The 18,301-nt window shown below is 70.3% G+C and carries 12 protein-coding genes; 10 read left to right on the top strand and 2 right to left on the bottom strand.

What is annotated here, in order from left to right:
• Positions 1-204: 204 nt before the first annotated feature.
• From ABT114_RS24535 to ABT114_RS24520, 4 genes are all read left to right on the top strand, one after another.
• Entirely contained in the window at positions 205-486 is a 282-nt protein-coding gene (locus ABT114_RS24535; protein WP_351144994.1) for an acylphosphatase, read from the top strand.
• A 382-nt stretch (positions 487-868) separates the two neighbouring features.
• A complete protein-coding gene (locus ABT114_RS24530; RefSeq protein WP_020942469.1) occupies positions 869-1,072 on the top strand; it encodes a hypothetical protein in 204 nt (67 codons plus the stop codon).
• Positions 1,073-1,313: 241 nt separating this feature from the next.
• On the top strand, positions 1,314-5,102 hold the full coding sequence (locus ABT114_RS24525) for an SMC hinge domain-related protein (RefSeq protein WP_351144993.1): 3,789 nt from the start codon (positions 1,314-1,316) through the stop codon (positions 5,100-5,102).
• A gap of 261 nt (positions 5,103-5,363) precedes the next feature.
• On the top strand, positions 5,364-6,782 hold the full coding sequence (locus tag ABT114_RS24520; RefSeq protein WP_351144992.1) for a sugar porter family MFS transporter: 1,419 nt from the start codon (positions 5,364-5,366) through the stop codon (positions 6,780-6,782).
• Positions 6,783-6,860: 78 nt separating this feature from the next.
• On the opposite strand, the gene ABT114_RS24515 is transcribed toward ABT114_RS24520, so the two are convergent.
• On the bottom strand, positions 6,861-7,832 hold the full coding sequence (locus ABT114_RS24515) for an LLM class flavin-dependent oxidoreductase (protein WP_351144991.1): 972 nt from the start codon (positions 7,830-7,832) through the stop codon (positions 6,861-6,863).
• A 159-nt stretch (positions 7,833-7,991) separates the two neighbouring features.
• Here ABT114_RS24515 and ftsY point away from each other — a divergent pair, with 159 nt between their 5' ends.
• Entirely contained in the window at positions 7,992-9,212 is a 1,221-nt protein-coding gene (gene ftsY / locus ABT114_RS24510) for a signal recognition particle-docking protein FtsY (RefSeq protein WP_351144990.1), read from the top strand.
• Between the two features lie 138 nt (positions 9,213-9,350).
• Here ftsY and ABT114_RS24505 read toward each other — a convergent pair whose 3' ends face one another.
• Entirely contained in the window at positions 9,351-10,016 is a 666-nt protein-coding gene (locus tag ABT114_RS24505) for a bifunctional DNA primase/polymerase (protein ID WP_351144989.1), read from the bottom strand.
• Between the two features lie 456 nt (positions 10,017-10,472).
• Here ABT114_RS24505 and nsdA point away from each other — a divergent pair, with 456 nt between their 5' ends.
• The 5 genes from nsdA to ffh all read left to right on the top strand — a co-directional run bounded on the left by nsdA (position 10,473) and on the right by ffh (position 18,282).
• Complete coding sequence (nsdA, locus tag ABT114_RS24500; RefSeq protein WP_351144988.1) at positions 10,473-11,954, top strand: transcriptional repressor NsdA; 1,482 nt, start codon at positions 10,473-10,475, stop codon at positions 11,952-11,954.
• 397 nt (positions 11,955-12,351) lie between these two features.
• A complete protein-coding gene (locus ABT114_RS24495) occupies positions 12,352-13,695 on the top strand; it encodes an ammonium transporter (RefSeq protein WP_351144987.1) in 1,344 nt (447 codons plus the stop codon).
• Positions 13,692-14,030, top strand: coding sequence for a P-II family nitrogen regulator (locus tag ABT114_RS24490; RefSeq protein WP_003997576.1), 339 nt, complete (start codon positions 13,692-13,694; stop codon positions 14,028-14,030). The genes ABT114_RS24495 and ABT114_RS24490 overlap by 4 nt, the downstream gene beginning before the upstream one ends.
• Before the next feature lie 25 nt (positions 14,031-14,055).
• Positions 14,056-16,509, top strand: a complete 2,454-nt coding sequence (locus ABT114_RS24485) for a [protein-PII] uridylyltransferase (RefSeq protein WP_351144986.1) — start codon at positions 14,056-14,058, stop codon at positions 16,507-16,509.
• A gap of 222 nt (positions 16,510-16,731) precedes the next feature.
• Positions 16,732-18,282: a signal recognition particle protein gene (gene ffh, locus ABT114_RS24480; RefSeq protein WP_351144985.1), complete on the top strand. Its 1,551-nt coding sequence runs from the start codon at positions 16,732-16,734 to the stop codon at positions 18,280-18,282.
• The last annotated feature ends 19 nt before the right edge of the window (positions 18,283-18,301 follow it).

The raw sequence follows: 18,301 nt of genomic DNA, 5'->3' as shown, positions 1-18,301 counted from the left end.
TTCCTCGTCCTTGATCGTCCTTGCGGTCGACCCGAGTCCGTCCCGAGTCCTGGCGGCCGGCCCGCGTGGCTTCTGGCGCCGCGTGGGGCGACAAGAGTCACTCGATCGAGTGAGTTTCATATGAGATTCATCGGGTGGGGACGGTACCGCATGGCGCTGGGGGAGGAAGTGTCCCGAGTGACATTGGCTGGTTAGGTTGCACCCATGAGCGAGGATGTACGACTGGTTGCCTGGGTGCGCGGACGCGTGCAGGGCGTGGGTTTTCGCTGGTACACGCGGGCCAAGGCGCTCGAGATCGGCGGGCTGAGTGGTTTTGCTCTCAATTTGGGCGACGGGCGGGTGCAAGTGGTCGCGGAGGGGGCGCGTGAGGGCTGCGAGGGACTCCTCGACTGGCTCCAGGGTGACGACACGCCCGGCCGCGTCGATGGTGTCACCGAGATCTGGGACACACCCCGCGGGGGCTACGACAGCTTCGCCATCCGCTGAGCCCGATCTGTAAAGAGACCCAGGCGGAAGCGGAGGGACATGCCACCGGCACTTGTCCGAAGCAGAAATGGCCTGGTGGTTGCCAAGAATCGCTTGCGGTGGCAAGCTCCCCACGTAAGGATGATCGCCACGCCCCGATGGGCCCGCAGGAGTCGCAGCGCCGCCGTTTCTCAGGCCGCGTGCCGCCGGGTCGCCCGCCAATACGGGGCGTGATCGTGTTGACCGTCAAACTTTTTGGTGAGACGCTGAAAGCCCCGCGCACCTTAGCTGTTTGGCATGGATGAACGGCAGCACAAACTCAAGAGTGCCAAGCACCGCGGGTGCGAATCCCTCACGACCCACACCGCTTCGGTCGGTCACTCAGTGTGGAGGACCATCCATCATGGCAAAGGCGCTTCTCGGTTACGTCGGCGGCTCCGACCCTCGACTCCTCGCCGAGATGCGACGGCTCCAGCAGCGCGTACAGGACCTGGAATCCGAGCTCGGACGGATCCAGGCCGAGAACGAGGCGCTGACGGCTGCCGCTTCTCACGACAGGATCATGGAGAGCATCGACGCACACCAGGCGGAGCCTGCGCTCACCTGATCGCTGCACTGCTCCACAACAGCACACGCAGTGGTTGGGCGGCCCGTATCAACCGCTAAGTTGTCAGAGTTTGCAAGGGACGCTTCGGCGTCCCTTCTTTCTTGCCCCGTGTTCTATGCCCCCGTCTTCTTTGCCCCGCGCACCTTTTCACGGTCTTTAACGTCTGGTGTGCCCTGCGCGTTCATAGGTGAAACCGCAGGTTCATGGAGTGAGACACGCCCGGAAGGTAGAGTCCGGCGGCGTGCACCTCAAGGCCCTGACCCTCCGCGGCTTCAAGTCGTTCGCCTCGGCGACCACGCTCCGGTTCGAGCCGGGGATCACATGTGTCGTGGGACCGAACGGCTCGGGCAAGTCCAACGTCGTGGACGCGCTCAGCTGGGTCATGGGCGAGCAGGGCGCCAAGTCGCTGCGTGGCGGCAAGATGGAGGACGTCATCTTCGCCGGCACCACCGGGCGTCCGCCGCTGGGCCGCGCCGAGGTGTCCCTGACCATCGACAACTCCGACGGGGCGCTGCCCATCGAGTACGCCGAGGTCACCATCACGCGGATCATGTTCCGCAACGGCGGCAGCGAGTACCAGATCAACGGCGACACCTGCCGGCTCCTCGACATCCAGGATCTCCTGTCCGACTCCGGCATCGGCCGCGAGATGCACGTCATCGTCGGCCAGGGCCAGCTCGACTCCGTCCTGCACGCCGACCCCATGGGCCGCCGCGCCTTCATCGAGGAGGCCGCGGGCGTCCTCAAGCACCGCAAGCGCAAGGAGAAAGCGCTCAGGAAACTGGACGCGATGCAGGCCAACCTCGCGCGCGTGCAGGACCTGACGGACGAGCTGCGGCGGCAACTGAAGCCCCTGGGCCGCCAGGCGGCCGTCGCGCGCCGGGCCGCCGTGATCCAGGCGGACCTGCGCGACGCGCGTCTTCGGCTGCTGGCCGACGATCTCGTACGACTGCGCGAGGCCCTCAACGCCGAGGTCGCCGACGAGGCCGCCCTGAAGGAACGCAAGGAGGCCGCCGAGCAGGAGCTGAAAAAGGCGCTCCAGCGCGAGGCTCTCCTGGAGGACGAGGTACGGCAGCTCACGCCGCGCCTCCAGCGTGCCCAGCAGACCTGGTACGAGCTCTCCCAGCTCGCCGAGCGGGTGCGCGGCACGATCTCGCTGGCCGACGCGCGCGTGAAGAGCGCGACGTCCACGCCCCCGGAGGAGCGGCGCGGCCGCGACCCCGAGGACATGGAGCGCGAGGCCGCCCGCATCCGCGAGCAGGAGGCCGAGTTGGAGGCCGCCCTGGAGGCGGCGCAGCACGCCCTGGACGACACCGTCGCCCACCGCGCGGACCTGGAGCGCGAACTCGCCGTCGAGGAACGGCGCCTGAAGGATGTCGCCCGTGCCATCGCCGACCGCCGCGAGGGCCTGGCCCGGCTGAACGGCCAGGTCAACGCGGCCCGTTCGCGTGCCGCCTCCGCCCAGGCCGAGATCGACCGGCTTGCCGCGGCACGGGACGAGGCCCAGGAGCGGGCGGTGCAGGCGCAGGAGGAGTACGAGGCACTGAAGGCCGAGGTCGACGGCCTCGACGCCGGCGACGTCGAACTCGCCGGGCAGCACGAGGCGGCGAAGGAGCAGCTCGCTCAGGCCGAGGCCGCCCTGACCGCCGCCCGTGAGGCGACCACCGCGGCGGAACGCAGACGGGCCGCGACCCAGGCCCGCCACGAGGCCCTCGCCCTGGGCCTGCGCCGCAAGGACGGCACCGGCGCGCTGCTGGGTGCGAAGGACCGACTCACCGGCCTGCTGGGCCCGGCCGCCGAACTGCTGACGGTCACTCCGGGATACGAGGTCGCGCTGGCCGCCGCTTTCGGCGCCGCCGCCGACGCCATCGCGGTGACCACCCCGTCCTCGGCCGCCGACGCCATCCGCCTGCTGCGCAAGCAGGACGCGGGACGCGCGGCGCTGCTGTTGGCGGCGGCGCCGGCGCCGGCGCATACGGAGGTCAGGACCGGCCCCGGGGACACGCGCCGAGACGCCATGGTCGTCGGCGCGAGTGCTCCGGGCGACGGAACCGCCACCGACGGAATCGGCACCGAGGGAACCGCCACCGAGGGAACCGCCACCGAGGGAACCGGCACCGAGGGAACCGCCACCGAGGGAACCGGCACAGACGGAACCGCCACCGAGGGAACCGGCACAGACGGAACCGCCACCCACGGAACCAGCACTGCCGAAACCGCCACCGCCGGGCCGCCCTTCGCCGCCGACCTCGTCCGCGCCCCCGCCGAGCTCGTGCCCGCGGTGCGACGGCTGCTGCGCGGGATCGTCGTCGTCGGCACCCTCGAGGACGCAGAGGATCTGGTGTGCGCCCGTCCCGAGCTCACCGCGGTCACCGCGGAGGGCGACCTGTTGGGGGCGCACTTCGCGCACGGCGGGTCGGCCGGGGCGCCCAGCCTGCTGGAAGTGCAGGCGTCCGTGGACGAGGCCGCCGCCGAGCTCGAGGAGCTGGCCGTGCGGTGCGAGGAGCTGACCGGGGCGCAGCACGCGGCCGCCGAGCGGCGCAGGGAGTGCGCCGCTCTTGTCGAGGAGCTGGGGGAGCGGCGCCGAGCCGCTGACCGGGAGAAGTCGGCCGTGGCCCAGCAGCTCGGGCGGCTCGCCGGACAGGCGCGGGGTGCCGCCGGTGAGGCCGAGCGTTCCACGGCGGCGGCGGCGCGGGCGCAGGAAGCGCTCGACAAGGCCGTACAGGAGGCCGAGGAGCTCGCCGAACGGCTTGCCGTGGCGGAGGAGATGCCGGTCGAGGAGGAGCCGGACACCTCCGTGCGCGACCGGCTCGCTGCCGACGGGGCCAACGCCCGGCAGACCGAGATGGAGGCACGGCTCCAGGTCCGTACGCACGAGGAGCGGGTCAAGGGGCTCGCCGGGCGGGCCGATTCGCTGGACCGGGCCGCCCGCGCCGAACGCGAGGCACGCGCGCGTGCGGAGCAGCGGCGGGCCCGGCTGCGGCACGAGGCGGGCGTCGCGGAGGCCGTCGCCTCCGGCGCGCGGCAGCTGCTCGCGCACGTCGAGGTGTCGCTGGGCCGGGCCGACGAGGAACGCACCGCTGCCGACGCCGCCAAGGCCGGCCGCGAGCAGGAGCTGGTCGCCGCCCGCGGCGCCGGGCGGGATCTCAAGGCAGAGCTCGACAAGTTGACGGATTCAGTTCACCGGGGCGAGGTACTCGGCGCCGAGAAACGGCTGCGGATCGAGCAGCTGGAGACGAAGGCGCTGGAGGAGCTGGGTGTCGAACCGGCGGGGCTCATGTCCGAGTACGGTCCCCACCAGCTGGTGCCGCCCTCGCTCGCCGCCGAGGGGGAGGAGCTGCCGGACGACCCGGAGCATCCGCGCAACCAGCCGAAGCCGTTCGTGCGGGCGGAGCAGGAGAAGCGGCTGAAGGCCGCCGAGCGGGCGTACCAGCAGCTCGGCAAGGTCAATCCGCTCGCCCTGGAGGAGTTCGCGGCTCTGGAGGAGCGCCACAAGTTCCTCAGCGAGCAGCTGGAGGACCTGAAGAAGACCCGCGCCGACCTCCTCCAAGTGGTGAAGGAGGTCGACGAGCGCGTCGAGCAGGTCTTCACCGAGGCGTACCGGGACACCGCCCGCGAGTTCGAGGGCGTGTTCAGCAGGCTGTTCCCGGGTGGTGAGGGACGGCTCCTGCTCACCGACCCCGACAACATGCTCACCACGGGTGTGGACGTCGAGGCGCGTCCGCCGGGCAAGAAGGTCAAGCGGCTGTCGCTGCTCTCCGGCGGCGAGCGGTCACTGACGGCCGTCGCACTCCTGGTGTCGATCTTCAAGGCCCGGCCGAGTCCGTTCTATGTCATGGACGAGGTCGAGGCCGCGCTGGACGACACCAACCTGCAGCGGCTGATCCGCATCATGCAGGAGCTGCAGGAGGCCTCGCAGCTGATCGTGATCACGCACCAGAAGCGCACGATGGAGGTCGCCGACGCGCTGTACGGCGTCTCCATGCAGGGCGACGGTGTGTCGAAGGTCATCTCGCAGCGACTGCGCTAGATACGTGTGGTCTACACCAGTCCCCACCTGCACTTCTCTGTGACTTCACTTCTTGAACACGAGGCAGGTTCCCCATGTCCACAAATTCACAGCATCGGACCTGTTGACTTCGAAACTTGAAGACATAGTCTCTGCAATGTTGCTTTTACCTTCAGGTGTGAGTGGCGTGAACCTATGCGCCACTGGAACCACTGGTTCCAACCCACGCCTGGAAGGGCAGACCCACCCCCGGCAGCGAGGCCGGTGGCCCGAGGAGTACACGTGACCAGCACTGCGCAGGCACCCAAGTCAGGAGCCAGGACGGCTCATCCCGATCATCTCGGGCACGTCATCTTCATCGCGGCGGCAGCCGCGATGGGCGGTTTCCTGTTCGGTTACGACAGCTCCGTGATCAACGGTGCCGTCGAAGCCATCCGGGGCCGCTACGACGTCGGATCCGCGGCGCTGGCCCAGGTCATCGCCATCGCCCTGATCGGCTGTGCCATCGGTGCAGCGACCGCCGGCCGGATAGCCGACCGCATCGGCCGTATCCGGTGCATGCAGATCGCCGCCGTGCTGTTCACCATCAGCGCCGTCGGTTCGGCGCTGCCCTTCGCGCTGTGGGACCTCGCCTTCTGGCGTGTCGTCGGCGGCTTCGCCATCGGCATGGCCTCGGTCATCGGCCCCGCCTACATCGCCGAGGTCGCCCCGCCCGCGTACCGCGGCCGTCTCGGTTCCTTCCAGCAGGCTGCGATCGTCGTCGGCATCGCCATCTCGCAGCTGGTCAACTGGGGTCTGCTGAACGCCGCCGGCGGCGACCAGCGCGGCAAGCTGATGGGCATCGAGGCCTGGCAGGTCATGCTCGGCGTCATGGTGATCCCGGCCGTCCTCTACGGCCTGCTCTCCTTCGCGATCCCCGAGTCCCCGCGCTTCCTGATCTCGGTCGGCAAGCACCAGCGCGCCCGTGAGATCCTCGCCGAGGTCGAGGGCGACAAGATCGACCTCGACGCCCGCGTCGCCGAGATCGAGCACGGCATGAAGAGCGAGCACAAGTCCACCTTCAAGGACCTGCTCGGCGGCTCCTTCTTCTTCAAGCCGATCGTCTGGGTCGGTATCGGCCTGTCGGTCTTCCAGCAGTTCGTCGGCATCAACGTCGCGTTCTACTACTCCTCGACGCTGTGGCAGTCGGTCGGCGTCGACCCGTCGGACTCGTTCTTCTACTCCTTCACGACGTCGATCATCAACATCGTCGGCACCGTGATCGCGATGATCTTCGTGGACCGCGTCGGCCGCAAGCCGCTGGCCCTCATCGGCTCGATCGGCATGGTGATCGGCCTCGCGCTGGAGGCCTGGGCCTTCTCGTTCGACCTGGTCGACGGCAAGCTGCCGGCCGCGCAGGGCTGGACCGCCCTCATCGCCGCCCACATCTTCGTCCTCTTCTTCGCCCTGTCCTGGGGTGTGGTCGTCTGGGTCTTCCTCGGCGAGATGTTCCCGAACCGGATCCGCGCCGCCGCCCTGGGCGTGGCCGCCTCCGCGCAGTGGATCGCCAACTGGGCCATCACCGCGAGCTTCCCGTCGCTGGCCGACTGGAACCTCTCCGCGACCTACGTGATCTACACGGTGTTCGCCGCGCTCTCCATCCCGTTCGTCCTGAAGTACGTGAAGGAGACGAAGGGCAAGGCCCTGGAGGAGATGGGCTGACCCGCCCCGCAAGCTCGGGGAGAAGGGCCAAGTCCCCGCTGCCCCTCTCCTCGTACCCGTAAGACGTACTGCCCCGGCTCAGCTGCTGAGCCGGGGCAGTACGTCTTCGCAGAACAGCCGCAGGCTGCGCCACCCCTCCTCGACCGGCATCCCGCCGGCCAGCGGGTGCAGGACGAGGTTGTCCAGCCCCTGTGCCGCGCACGCCTGCGGCGTCAGGACGCGGTACACGCCCTCGGCGCGCAGTTCCGCCACCGTCGTGGCCGCCGACTTCACCGCCGAGCGGATGTCGCCGGACTGCCAGGAGGCGTAGGTGCGGGCCTCGTGCAGGAAGTGCGTGCCGTACGTGGCCCAGGCGCGGTCGGGGTCCTCGGCGATGTGCAGCAGCGGGGTCTCGGCGGCGGGCATCATGGTCCAGCCCTCCGTGCCGTACTCCGCGAGCCGGTCCTTGTAGTACGCCTCCAGTTCCGGCAGGTGCGCGCTGGGGAAGAAGGGCAGCCCGAGGCGGGCGGCCCGGCGGGCGGCGGCCTTGGAGGAGCCACCGACCAGCAGCAAAGGGTGAGGATCGGTGCAGGGGCGCGGGGTCACCCGTACGGTACGGCCCCGGTAGGTGAACTCCTCGCCGGTCCACGCCTTCAGGACCGTCTCCAGCAGCTCGTCCTGGAGCTGCCCGCGCCGCTTCCAGTCCACCCCGAACATGGCGTACTCCTCCGGCCGGTATCCGATCCCGGCGACGGTCACCAGCCGACCGCCGCTCAGCAGATCCAGTACGGCGATGTCCTCGGCCAGCCGCAGCGGGTCGTGCAGCGGGCCGATCACCGCCGAGACCGTCACCGCGAGCCGCCGGGTCGCGCCGAGCACCGCGCCCGCGAACGTGAACGGCGACGGCAGCCAGTTGTTCGCGACGCCGTGGTGCTCCTCGGTCTGCACGGTGGTGATCCCGTGGTCGTCGGCGTACCTCGCCATCTCCAGGGCTGCCGCATGGCGCGCGTGCAGCGAGGCGGGGGTGGCGTCGGGCGCGACGAGGTTGAAACGTACGACCGTGACGGGCATGGGGGTCCCCCTTCGGGTTGGCGAGGGGGACGGTAGCTGACGAGGCGTCAGATGGCTACGGCGATGCCCTGGTGTCGTACGTCCGCGAGACGGCACGCCGGCTTGGAGGAAACCACAAGCTGGGTCTGGTCGCGGCCCATGGCTAATACTGGAGCCGTTATGGAAATCGTCATCCTTGCTGTAGTCATCGCCGTGGTCGTGCTCGGTGCGCTCGGCGGGCTCATCGTCGGCAGTCGGCGGAAGAAGTCGCTGCCCCCGCCGCCGCCCGCCGCGCCCGACATCACCGCCCCTCCGGCCGAGCCGCACGTCGGCGACGAGGCCGAGACGCCGCGTGAAGAACCGCGCCGCACGATAGAGGAGGTGGATCTTCCCGACGGCGGCTCGACCGGAGTGGCGGTCGAGGAACCCCCCGTCGAGGAACCTCCCGTCGTCGAGGCTCCCGCGATCGAGATCCCGGAGCCCACCGCCGGGCGCCTGGTACGCCTGCGCGCCCGCCTGTCCCGCTCGCAGAACGCCCTCGGCAAGGGCCTGCTCGGCCTGCTGTCGCGCGAGCACCTCGACGAAGAGACCTGGGAGGAGGTCGAGGACACGCTGCTCACCGCCGACGTGGGCGTGCTGCCCACCCAGGAGCTGGTCGAGCGGCTGCGCGAGCGCGTGAAGGTGCTCGGCACCCGCACCCCCGAGGGGCTGCGCGGCCTGCTGCGCGAGGAGCTGCTCACGCTGGTCGGCACCGACTTCGACCGCACCGTGAAGACCGAGCCCGAGGACCGCAAGCCCGGCATCGTGATGGTCGTCGGCGTCAACGGCACCGGCAAGACCACCACCACCGGCAAGCTGGCCCGCGTCCTGGTGGCCGACGGTCGTACCGTCGTCCTGGGTGCCGCCGACACCTTCCGGGCCGCCGCCGCCGACCAGCTGCAGACCTGGGGCGAGCGTGTCGGCGCCCACATCGTGCGCGGGCCCGAGGCCGGCGACCCGGCCTCCGTCGCCTTCGACGCGGTGAAGGAGGGCAAGGAGATGGGGGTCGACGTGGTCCTCATCGACACCGCCGGCCGGCTGCACACCAAGACCGGGCTCATGGACGAGCTCGGCAAGGTCAAGCGGGTCGTCGAGAAGCACGCCCCGCTCGACGAGGTGCTGCTCGTCCTCGACGCCACCACCGGGCAGAACGGGCTCGTGCAGGCCCGGGTGTTCGCCGAGGTCGTCGACATCACCGGCATCGTGCTGACCAAGCTGGACGGCACGGCCAAGGGCGGCATCGTGGTCGCGGTCCAGCGCGAGCTGGGCGTACCGGTCAAGCTGATCGGGCTCGGCGAGGGCGCCGACGATCTGGCGCCGTTCGAGCCGGAGGCGTTCGTGGATGCCCTTATCGGGGAGTGAATCCCACCCACCAGAACCGGCGGCTGATCACCTACCGACACTGGTGGCTGATCACCTACCGAAACCGGTACCTGATCGAAGAAGGGCCCTACCGCATGGTGCAGCTGCGGTAGGGCCCTTCGCTGTGGGTCGCCCGGCTCACGCCCGCGAGCGGTGCGCCACGTATGCCAGCGTCCCCAGCAGCAGGCGCGCCGCCGGTGGCTTCGTCGCCTCGTCCAGGGCGGGCGGGCGCAGCCACTGCACCGGGCCGAGGCCGCCGCGGTCGGAGGGGGGTGCGGTGACGTACGTACCGGGGCCGAGGCCGCGCAGATCGAGGGTGGACGGGTCGTCCCAGCCCATGCGGTAGAGCAGCTCGGGCAGCTCGGCGGCGGCGCCGGGGGCGACGAAGAACTGGGCGCGGCCCTCGGGAGTGACGGTGACCGGGCCGAGCGGGAGGCCCATGCGCTCCAGCCGGACCAGGGTGTGGCGCCCGGCGGGCTCGGCCACCTCGACGACGTCGAACGCGCGGCCTACCGGCAGCATCACGGCAGCACCCGGGACCTCGGCCCACGCCTTGGTCACCTCGTCCAGCGTCGCCCCGGCGGGCACCTCGGACGCGAAGTCGAGCGGATGCGCGCCCGGCGCCCGGCAGTCGGGGTGGCCGCAGGAGCAGGCACCCGCGGCGGCCCTGGCGCCGGGCACGACGTCCCAGCCCCACAGCCCGGTGAACTCGGCCACGGCGGTGCACTCCGACGAGCGGCCGCGGCGGCGCGAGGCGGACCGGATGTCGCGGATACCCCGACTGCTGCCGATCGTGAAGCCCATGCCCCCTCCAACGGGTCCGACGCGCCGGTGGTTACGATCCGGACGAACGTCATCACTCTGCGTGACTCCGCCTATTCCTAGCTCCCCCATGCCGCGCGATCCAGGCGGCGCCTTGAAGCTCCCGGGGTGGTGTGCTCGGCGGTGCGCGCCCCCGTGTGCGCTTCTCCGCCGCTCCCGGCCGTCCTATGTCAAGTGAATCGCGCGGAGGCCACTGCGAGTTCATTCGAAGGGGTGGCGAAAGGTGGCGTTTGGGGGATCGCCATGGCTGGACGGGTGATCGTAGGATTACTTTGAGTGCACGAGGCCCGGAGGCACATGCGCATGTGGGTATGCCGGAGGCAACTCGGCTTTCCGTTCGAAGGGTGAGAACCCCGGGACGGGCGGCCGTATTTACCGGCATTCTGATAGGGCTTGGCGCATTCGGCGACAAGTGGTCTCAGGGATGGGGGCGTTCCAGTGGGCGGCAACGGCGGAAGCGGAATGAACGCTGACAAGCGCCCCAACGAGCTGCTCGGCTCGTGGTTCGTGCGCAGCGGTTGGTCCAAGGGCGAGCTCGCGCGCCAAGTCAACCGCCGGGCCCGCCAGTTGGGGGCCAACCACATCTCGACGGACACGTCGCGTGTGCGTCGCTGGCTGGACGGCGAGAACCCCCGCGAGCCCATCCCCAGAATCCTGTCCGAATTGTTCTCCGAGCGGTTCGGGTGTGTCGTCTCCGTCGAGGACCTCGGCCTGCGCGCCGCACGGCAGTCACCGTCCGTGTCCGGCGTCGACCTGCCCTGGACGGGCCCGCAGACGGTGGCCCTGCTCAGCGAGTTCTCGCGCAGCGACCTGATGCTGGCGCGGCGCGGCTTCCTCGGAACCTCGCTGGCCCTGTCCGCGGGCCCGGCCCTCATCGAGCCCATGCAGCGCTGGCTGGTGCCCTCGCCCCCCGGCCCGCGGCATGAGCCCGAGGCCGAGTCCGCTCCGGCCGCCCGCGCGCGCGGGCGGCTGTCCAGGCCCGAGCTGGAGCTGCTGGAGTCCACCACGGTGATGTTCCGGCAGTGGGACGCCCAGTGCGGCGGCGGCCTGCGCCGCAAGGCGGTCGTCGGCCAGCTGCACGAGGTGACCGACCTCCTCCAGGAACCCCAGCCCGAGGCCACCGCGAGGACGCTGTTCAAGGTCGCCGCCGAGCTGGCCGAGCTGGCCGGCTGGATGAGCTATGACATCGGGCTGCAACCGACCGCGCAGAAGTACTTCGTCCTCGCCCTGCACGCGGCCAGGGAAGCGGGTGACAAGCCGCTCGGCTCGTACGTGCTGTCCAGCATGAGCCGCCAGATGATCCACCTCGGACGGCCCGATGATGCCCTGGAGCTGATCCACCTCGCGCAGTACGGCAGCCGCGACTGCGCGAGCCCGCGCACCCAGTCGATGCTGTATGCGATGGAGGCCCGCGCCTACGCCAACATGGGCCAGCCCGGCAAGTGCAAGCGGGCGGTGCGGATGGCCGAGGACACCTTCACCGACGCCGACGAGTGGGACGAGCCGGACCCCGACTGGATCCGCTTCTTCTCCGAGGCCGAGTTGCACGGCGAGAACTCCCACTCCTACCGCGACCTCGCCTACGTCGCCGGCCGCAGCCCCACCTACGCCTCCCTGGCCGAGCCCCTCATGCAGCAGGCGGTCGAACTGTTCCGCCAGGATCCCGAGCACCAGCGGTCGTACGCACTCAATCTGATCGGCATGGCCACCGTGCACCTGCTGCGGCGTGAACCCGAGCAGAGCACGGGCTTCGCCGAGGAAGCGATGGGGATCGCGAAGAAAGTTCGTTCCGAGCGCGTCAACACTCGTATTCGAAAGACCGTCGACACGGCTGTACGCGATTTCGGGGACCTCGCCGAGATCGTCGACCTGACCGAGAAGCTCGCCGCCGAGCTGCCCGAGACCGCAGAGGCGGTCTGAGCCCGCTGAACCCCGGCCGCGGCCGGCCCTCCCGAACTGCCCGACTCGGCTCCCCCATGCCAGGTCATCGGAAGGCCGACCGCGGCCGGTTTCTGCTGCCCTTTTGTGCGCCGCAACCGGCACCGCTCTCGCGAACGTGGCCGGGCGCCGTGGGCTAACCCAATTGATCATTGCGGTAGCCCACCATCGAAGGTTGCGCCACGATAACGATCCTCGCGCCCATAATCCGGCGGTTCATCGATGCGTAACACGCGAGGCGCCCTTGTCACCGCGGCGAAACAACGAGGGGCGTCGACCGAAACCGCGCTGCGCCAATCTCGTGGCCCATAACCGGCCCACCCCTCACTCCGCTCAGGCTTCGCCCGCACGGGGCCGTACCAACGACGAGGAGACGCCGATGGCACCAGCCATCACCCTTGCCGCAGAAGCGCCAAAGCTGTCTGCAGCCAACACAGGGTTCATGCTCATCTGTTCCGCCCTGGTGATGCTCATGACCCCGGGCCTGGCCTTCTTCTACGGAGGCATGGTCCGCGTCAAGAGCACCTTGAACATGCTGATGATGAGTTTCATCAGCTTGGGGATCGTCACCATCCTGTGGGTGCTCTACGGCTTTTCCCTCGCCTTCGGCACCGATTCCGGCAGCTTTATCGGCTGGAACTCGGACTGGGTCGGCCTCAGCAACATCGGCCTGACGGAACTGTGGGACGGTTACACCATCCCGATCTTCGTCTTCATGGTCTTCCAGCTGATGTTCGCGATCATCACGCCGGCCCTGATAAGCGGCGCCCTCGCGGACCGCGTCAAGTTCAGCGCCTGGGCGCTGTTCATCGCCCTGTGGGCCACCGTCGTCTACTTCCCGGTCGCGCACTGGGTCTGGGGCGCCGGCGGCTGGGCCTTCGAGCTGGGCGTGATCGACTTCGCCGGTGGTACGGCGGTCCACATCAACGCGGGTGCCGCGGCGCTCGGCGTGATCCTGGTCATCGGTAAGCGCGTCGGCTTCAAGAAGGACCCGATGCGCCCGCACAGCCTCCCGCTGGTCATGCTCGGTGCCGGTCTGCTGTGGTTCGGCTGGTTCGGATTCAACGCGGGTTCGTGGCTCGGCAACGACGACGGCGTCGGCGCGCTGATGTTCGTCAACACGCAGGTCGCCACCGCCGCCGCCATGCTGGCCTGGCTCGCCTACGAGAAGATCCGCCACGGCGCGTTCACCACGCTGGGCGCCGCCTCCGGCGCGGTCGCGGGCCTCGTCGCCATCACCCCCTCGGGTGGTGCGGTCTCCCCGCTCGGCGCGATCGCCGTCGGCGCCATCGCCGGTCTGCTGTGCGCCATGGCCGTCGGCCTGAAGTACAAGTTCGGCTACGACGACTCCCTCGACGTCGTCGGTGTCCACCTGGTCGGCGGTGTCATCGGCTCCCTGCTCATCGGCTTCTTCGCCACCGGCAAGGGCCAGTCGACCGCGACGGGCGTCTTCTACGGCGACCACTCGTTCGACCAGCTCTGGAAGCAGTGCGCCGGTGTCTTCGCGGTCCTCGCCTACTCGCTGGTCGTCTCCGCGGTCCTCGCCTTCATCCTCGACAAGACGATCGGGATGCGCGTCTCCGAGGACGACGAGGTGGCCGGTATCGACCAGGCCGAGCACGCCGAGACCGCATACGACTTCAGCGGTGCCGGCGGCGGTGCCGCCCGGACCGCCGTCCCGGCCGGGGTCGCCGACACTGCGAGCAAGAAGGTGGACGCATGAAGCTCATCACCGCCGTCGTGAAGCCCCACCGGCTCGACGAGATCAAGGAGGCCCTCCAGGCCTTCGGGGTCCACGGACTGACGGTCACCGAGGCGAGCGGCTACGGTCGTCAGAGGGGACACACCGAGGTCTACCGGGGCGCCGAGTACACGGTCGACCTGGTTCCCAAGATCCGTATCGAGGTACTGGCCGAGGACGACGACGCCGAACAGCTGATAGACGTCATCGTCAAGGCGGCCCGGACCGGCAAGATCGGTGACGGCAAGGTCTGGTCCCTCCCGGTCGAGACGGCCGTACGGGTCCGGACCGGCGAGCGCGGCCCGGACGCGCTCTAAACAGAAGACGGACAGGAGTCGCTGGGTGACGAGTACGGACGTGCGCAAGGAAGCAGAGGACTCGGGACCCAGCGGCTACGCGGCGGCCCGGCTGCGCCTCCTCACCGAGGGGGCGCAGTCCGGGCCGCCGCGCCGTGCAGCCCTCGCCGAACTGACCGACGACTGGCTGACCGGCCTGTTCGACGCGGGCACCGAGGAGCTGCGGGGGGTGTCGCTGGTCGCGGTCGGCGGCTACGGCCGCGGGGAGCTGTCCCCGCGCAGCGACCTCGACCTTCTGCTGCTGCACGACGGCAGCGACTCCGGCGCGGTCGCCGCCCTGGCCGACCGCCTCTGGTACCCGGTCTGGGACCTCGGCCTCGCCCTCGACCACTCCGTCCGTACGCCGGCGGAGGCCCGCAAGACGGCCGGCGAGGACCTCAAGGTCCAGCTCGGCCTGCTGGACGCCCGGCACATCGCGGGCGACCTCGGACTCACGGCCGGCCTCCGGACGGCGGTACTGGCCGACTGGCGCAACCAGGCGCCGAAACGTCTCCCCGAACTCCAGGAGCTGTGCGTAGAGCGCGCCGAGCGCCAGGGTGAGTTGCAGTACCTGCTGGAACCCGACCTGAAGGAGGCGCGCGGAGGCCTCCGTGACGCCACCGCCCTGCGTGCCGTCGCCGCCTCCTGGCTCGCGGACGCCCCGCGCGAGGGCCTCGCCGACGCCCGGCGCCGGCTGCTCGACGTACGCGACGCGCTCCACCTGACCACCGGGCGCGCGACCGACCGGCTCGCACTCCAGGAGCAGGACCAGGTGGCGGCCGAGCTCGGCCTGCTGGACGCCGACACGCTCCTGCGGCAGGTGTACGAGGCGGCGCGCGTCATTTCGTATGCCAGCGACGTCACCTGGCGCGAAGTGGGGCGCGTACTGCGATCGCGCGCCGTACGGCCGCGTCTGCGCGCCATGCTCGGCGGCGGCAAACCGGTCACCGAGCGCTCCCCGCTGGCCGAGGGCGTGGTGGAGCAGGACGGCGAGGTGGTGCTCGCCCGTGCCGCGCGCCCCGAGCGCGACCCCGTGCTTCCGCTGCGCGCCGCGGCCGCCGCCGCCCAGGCAGGCCTCCCGCTCTCCCTGCACGCCGTAAGGCGCCTGGCAGCCACCGCGCGCCCCCTGCCCACGCCCTGGCCCGCCGAGGCGCGCGAACAGCTGGTGACCCTGCTCGGCTCGGGCAGCCCGACCGTCGAGGTCTGGGAGGCACTGGAGGCCGAGGGCCTGATCACCCGGCTGCTGCCCGACTGGGAGCGGGTGCGCTGTCGTCCACAGCGCAACGCCGTGCACATCTGGACCGTCGACCGGCACCTGATCGAGACCGCCGTCCGCGCCTCCGAGTTCACCCGCCGCGTCAGCCGCCCCGACCTCCTGCTCGTCTCCGCCCTGCTGCACGACATCGGCAAGGGCTGGCCCGGCGACCACTCCGTGGCCGGCGAGATCATCGCCAAGGACGTGGCCTCGCGCATCGGCTTCGACCGCGCGGACGTGGCCGTCCTGGCCGCCCTCGTACGCCATCACCTGCTGCTCATCGAGACCGCGACCCGGCGCGACCTGGACGACCCCGCCACCGTGCGCTCGGTCGCCGAGGCGGTCGGCACACAGAGCACCCTGGAGCTGCTGCACGCACTGACCGAGGCGGACGCCCTGGCCACCGGCCCGGCCGCCTGGTCGTCCTGGCGCGGATCCCTCGTCGCCGACCTGGTGAAGCGGGTCGCGGCGGTCCTCGCCGGCGACGAACCGGCGGAGCCCGAGGCCGTCGTGCCCACCGCCGAGCAGGAGCGGCTCGCGGTCGAGGCGTACCGCACGGGCGGGCCGGTGCTGGCGCTGCGCGCGCAGACCGAGCCGCCGGCCGAACAGGAACCGTCCGGCTCGCAGGAGCCGGAACCGCTCGGTGTGGAGCTGCTCATCGCCGTACCCGACCAGCCGGGCGTGCTGCCGGCGGTCGCCGGAGTCCTGGCCATGCACCGCCTCACCGTCCGCACGGCCGAGCTGCGCGCCGTGCCGCTGCCGGACGGCGTCGGGGGCTCCGTGCTGCTGCTCGACTGGCGGGTGGCCGCGGAGTACGGCTCCCTGCCCCAGGCCGCCCGGCTGCGGGCCGACCTCGTACGCGCCCTGGACGGCTCCCTGGACATCGCGACCCGCCTCGCCGAGCGCGACGCCGCTTATCCGCGCCGCCGGGGCGTCGTCGCGCCCCCCGCGCGCGTGACGGTCGCCTCCGCGGCGTCCCGTGTGGCCACGGTGATCGAGGTGCGCGCCCAGGACGCCCCGGGGCTGCTCTTCCAGATCGGACGTGCGCTGGAGGACGCGGGCGTGTGGATGCGCAGCGCCCACGTCAGCACGCTGGGCGCGAACGCCGTGGATGCCTTCTATGTCACCGGCGCGGAGGGCTCGCCGCTGCCGGGGGACGAGGCGGCGTCCGTGGCGCGGAAGCTGGAGGAGACGCTGCGGGCGTGACCTTGCGGTCGCCTTGTGCGTTGAGCGGACGTGTGATCCCCGCGCCGCGGGGGTGGTCCGGTCGCAGAAAGCCGATCCGGGAGAGTTTCCGACCTGCTCCCCGCCGACGCGGGGGTTCCGTCCCCGTCCGCTGGAAACAGCAGGCGGGGACGAATGCCTTGTGCGGCCGGATACCCTGGAGGGCAGCCCACACTATTCCCGACTCCGAGGACCGACGCCACCGTGTTCGATACCCTCTCCGACCGCCTCAGCGCGACTTTCAAAAATCTCCGCGGCAAGGGGCGCCTCAGTGAGGCGGACATCGACGCCACGGCCCGAGAGATCCGCATCGCACTCCTCGAAGCCGACGTCGCCCTGCCCGTCGTGCGTACGTTCATCAAGAACGTCAAGGAGCGCGCCCTCGGCGCCGACGTCTCCAAGGCGCTGAACCCGGCCCAGCAGGTCCTGAAGATCGTGAACGACGAGCTCGTCACGATCCTCGGCGGCGAGACGAGGCGCCTGCGCTTCGCCAAGCAGCCGCCGACCGTGATCATGCTCGCGGGTCTGCAGGGTGCCGGTAAGACCACCCTCGCGGGCAAGCTCGGCAAGTGGCTGAAGGACCAGGGCCACTCGCCGCTGCTGGTCGCGGCCGACCTCCAGCGCCCCAACGCCGTGAACCAGCTGAGCGTCGTCGCCGAGCGCGCCGGTGTCGCGGTCTACGCCCCGGAGCCCGGCAACGGCGTCGGTGACCCGGTCAAGGTCGCCAAGGACTCCATCGACTTCGCCAAGGCCAAGGTCCACGACATCGTGATCGTGGACACCGCGGGCCGCCTCGGCATCGACCAGGACATGATGAAGCAGGCCGCGGACATCCGTGACGCGGTCTCGCCGGACGAGATCATGTTCGTCGTCGACGCGATGATCGGCCAGGACGCCGTGAACACGGCGGAGGCCTTCCGCGACGGCGTCGGCTTCGACGGTGTCGTGCTGTCCAAGCTCGACGGTGACGCCCGCGGTGGTGCGGCCCTGTCGATCGCCTCGGTGACCGGCAAGCCGATCATGTTCGCGTCGAACGGCGAGAAGCTCGACGACTTCGACGCCTTCCACCCTGACCGGATGGCCTCCCGCATCCTCGACATGGGTGACCTGCTCACCCTGATCGAGCAGGCGGAGAAGACGTTCAGCCAGGAAGAGGCCGAGAAGATGGCCTCCAAGCTGGCGTCCAAGAAGGGCCAGGACTTCACCCTGGACGACTTCCTGGCCCAGATGGAACAGGTCCGGAAGATGGGCAGCATCAGCAAGCTGCTCGGCATGCTTCCGGGCATGGGCCAGATCAAGGACCAGATCAACAACCTCGACGAGCGTGACGTCGACCGCACGGCCGCGATCATCAAGTCGATGACCCCGGGCGAGCGCCAGGAGCCGACGATCATCAACGGCTCGCGCCGTGCCCGTATCGCCAAGGGCTCCGGTGTCGAGGTCAGCGCGGTGAAGAACCTCGTCGAGCGGTTCTTCGAGGCCCGCAAGATGATGTCCCGCATGGCTCAGGGCGGCGGCATGCCGGGCATGCCTGGGATGCCGGGCATGGGCGGCGGTCCTGGCCGGACGAAGAAGCAGCCGAAGCAGGCCAAGGGCAAGCAGCGCTCCGGCAACCCGATGAAGCGCAAGCAGCAGGAGCTGGAGGAGGCCCAGCGCCGCGAGGCCGGGGCCCAGGGCGGCAACGCTTTCGGGCTGCCGCAGCAGGGCGGTAAGGACTTCGAGCTGCCGGACGAGTTCAAGAAGTTCATGGGCTGACAGCCCTTCCGGTACGGCC

It is taken from the genome of Streptomyces sp. NPDC002088 (assembly GCF_040296605.1).
In the GTDB taxonomy this organism is placed as follows: domain Bacteria; phylum Actinomycetota; class Actinomycetes; order Streptomycetales; family Streptomycetaceae; genus Streptomyces.
Note: the sequence above shows the minus strand (reverse complement) of the source record. Positions and strands in the feature narration are given on the sequence as shown.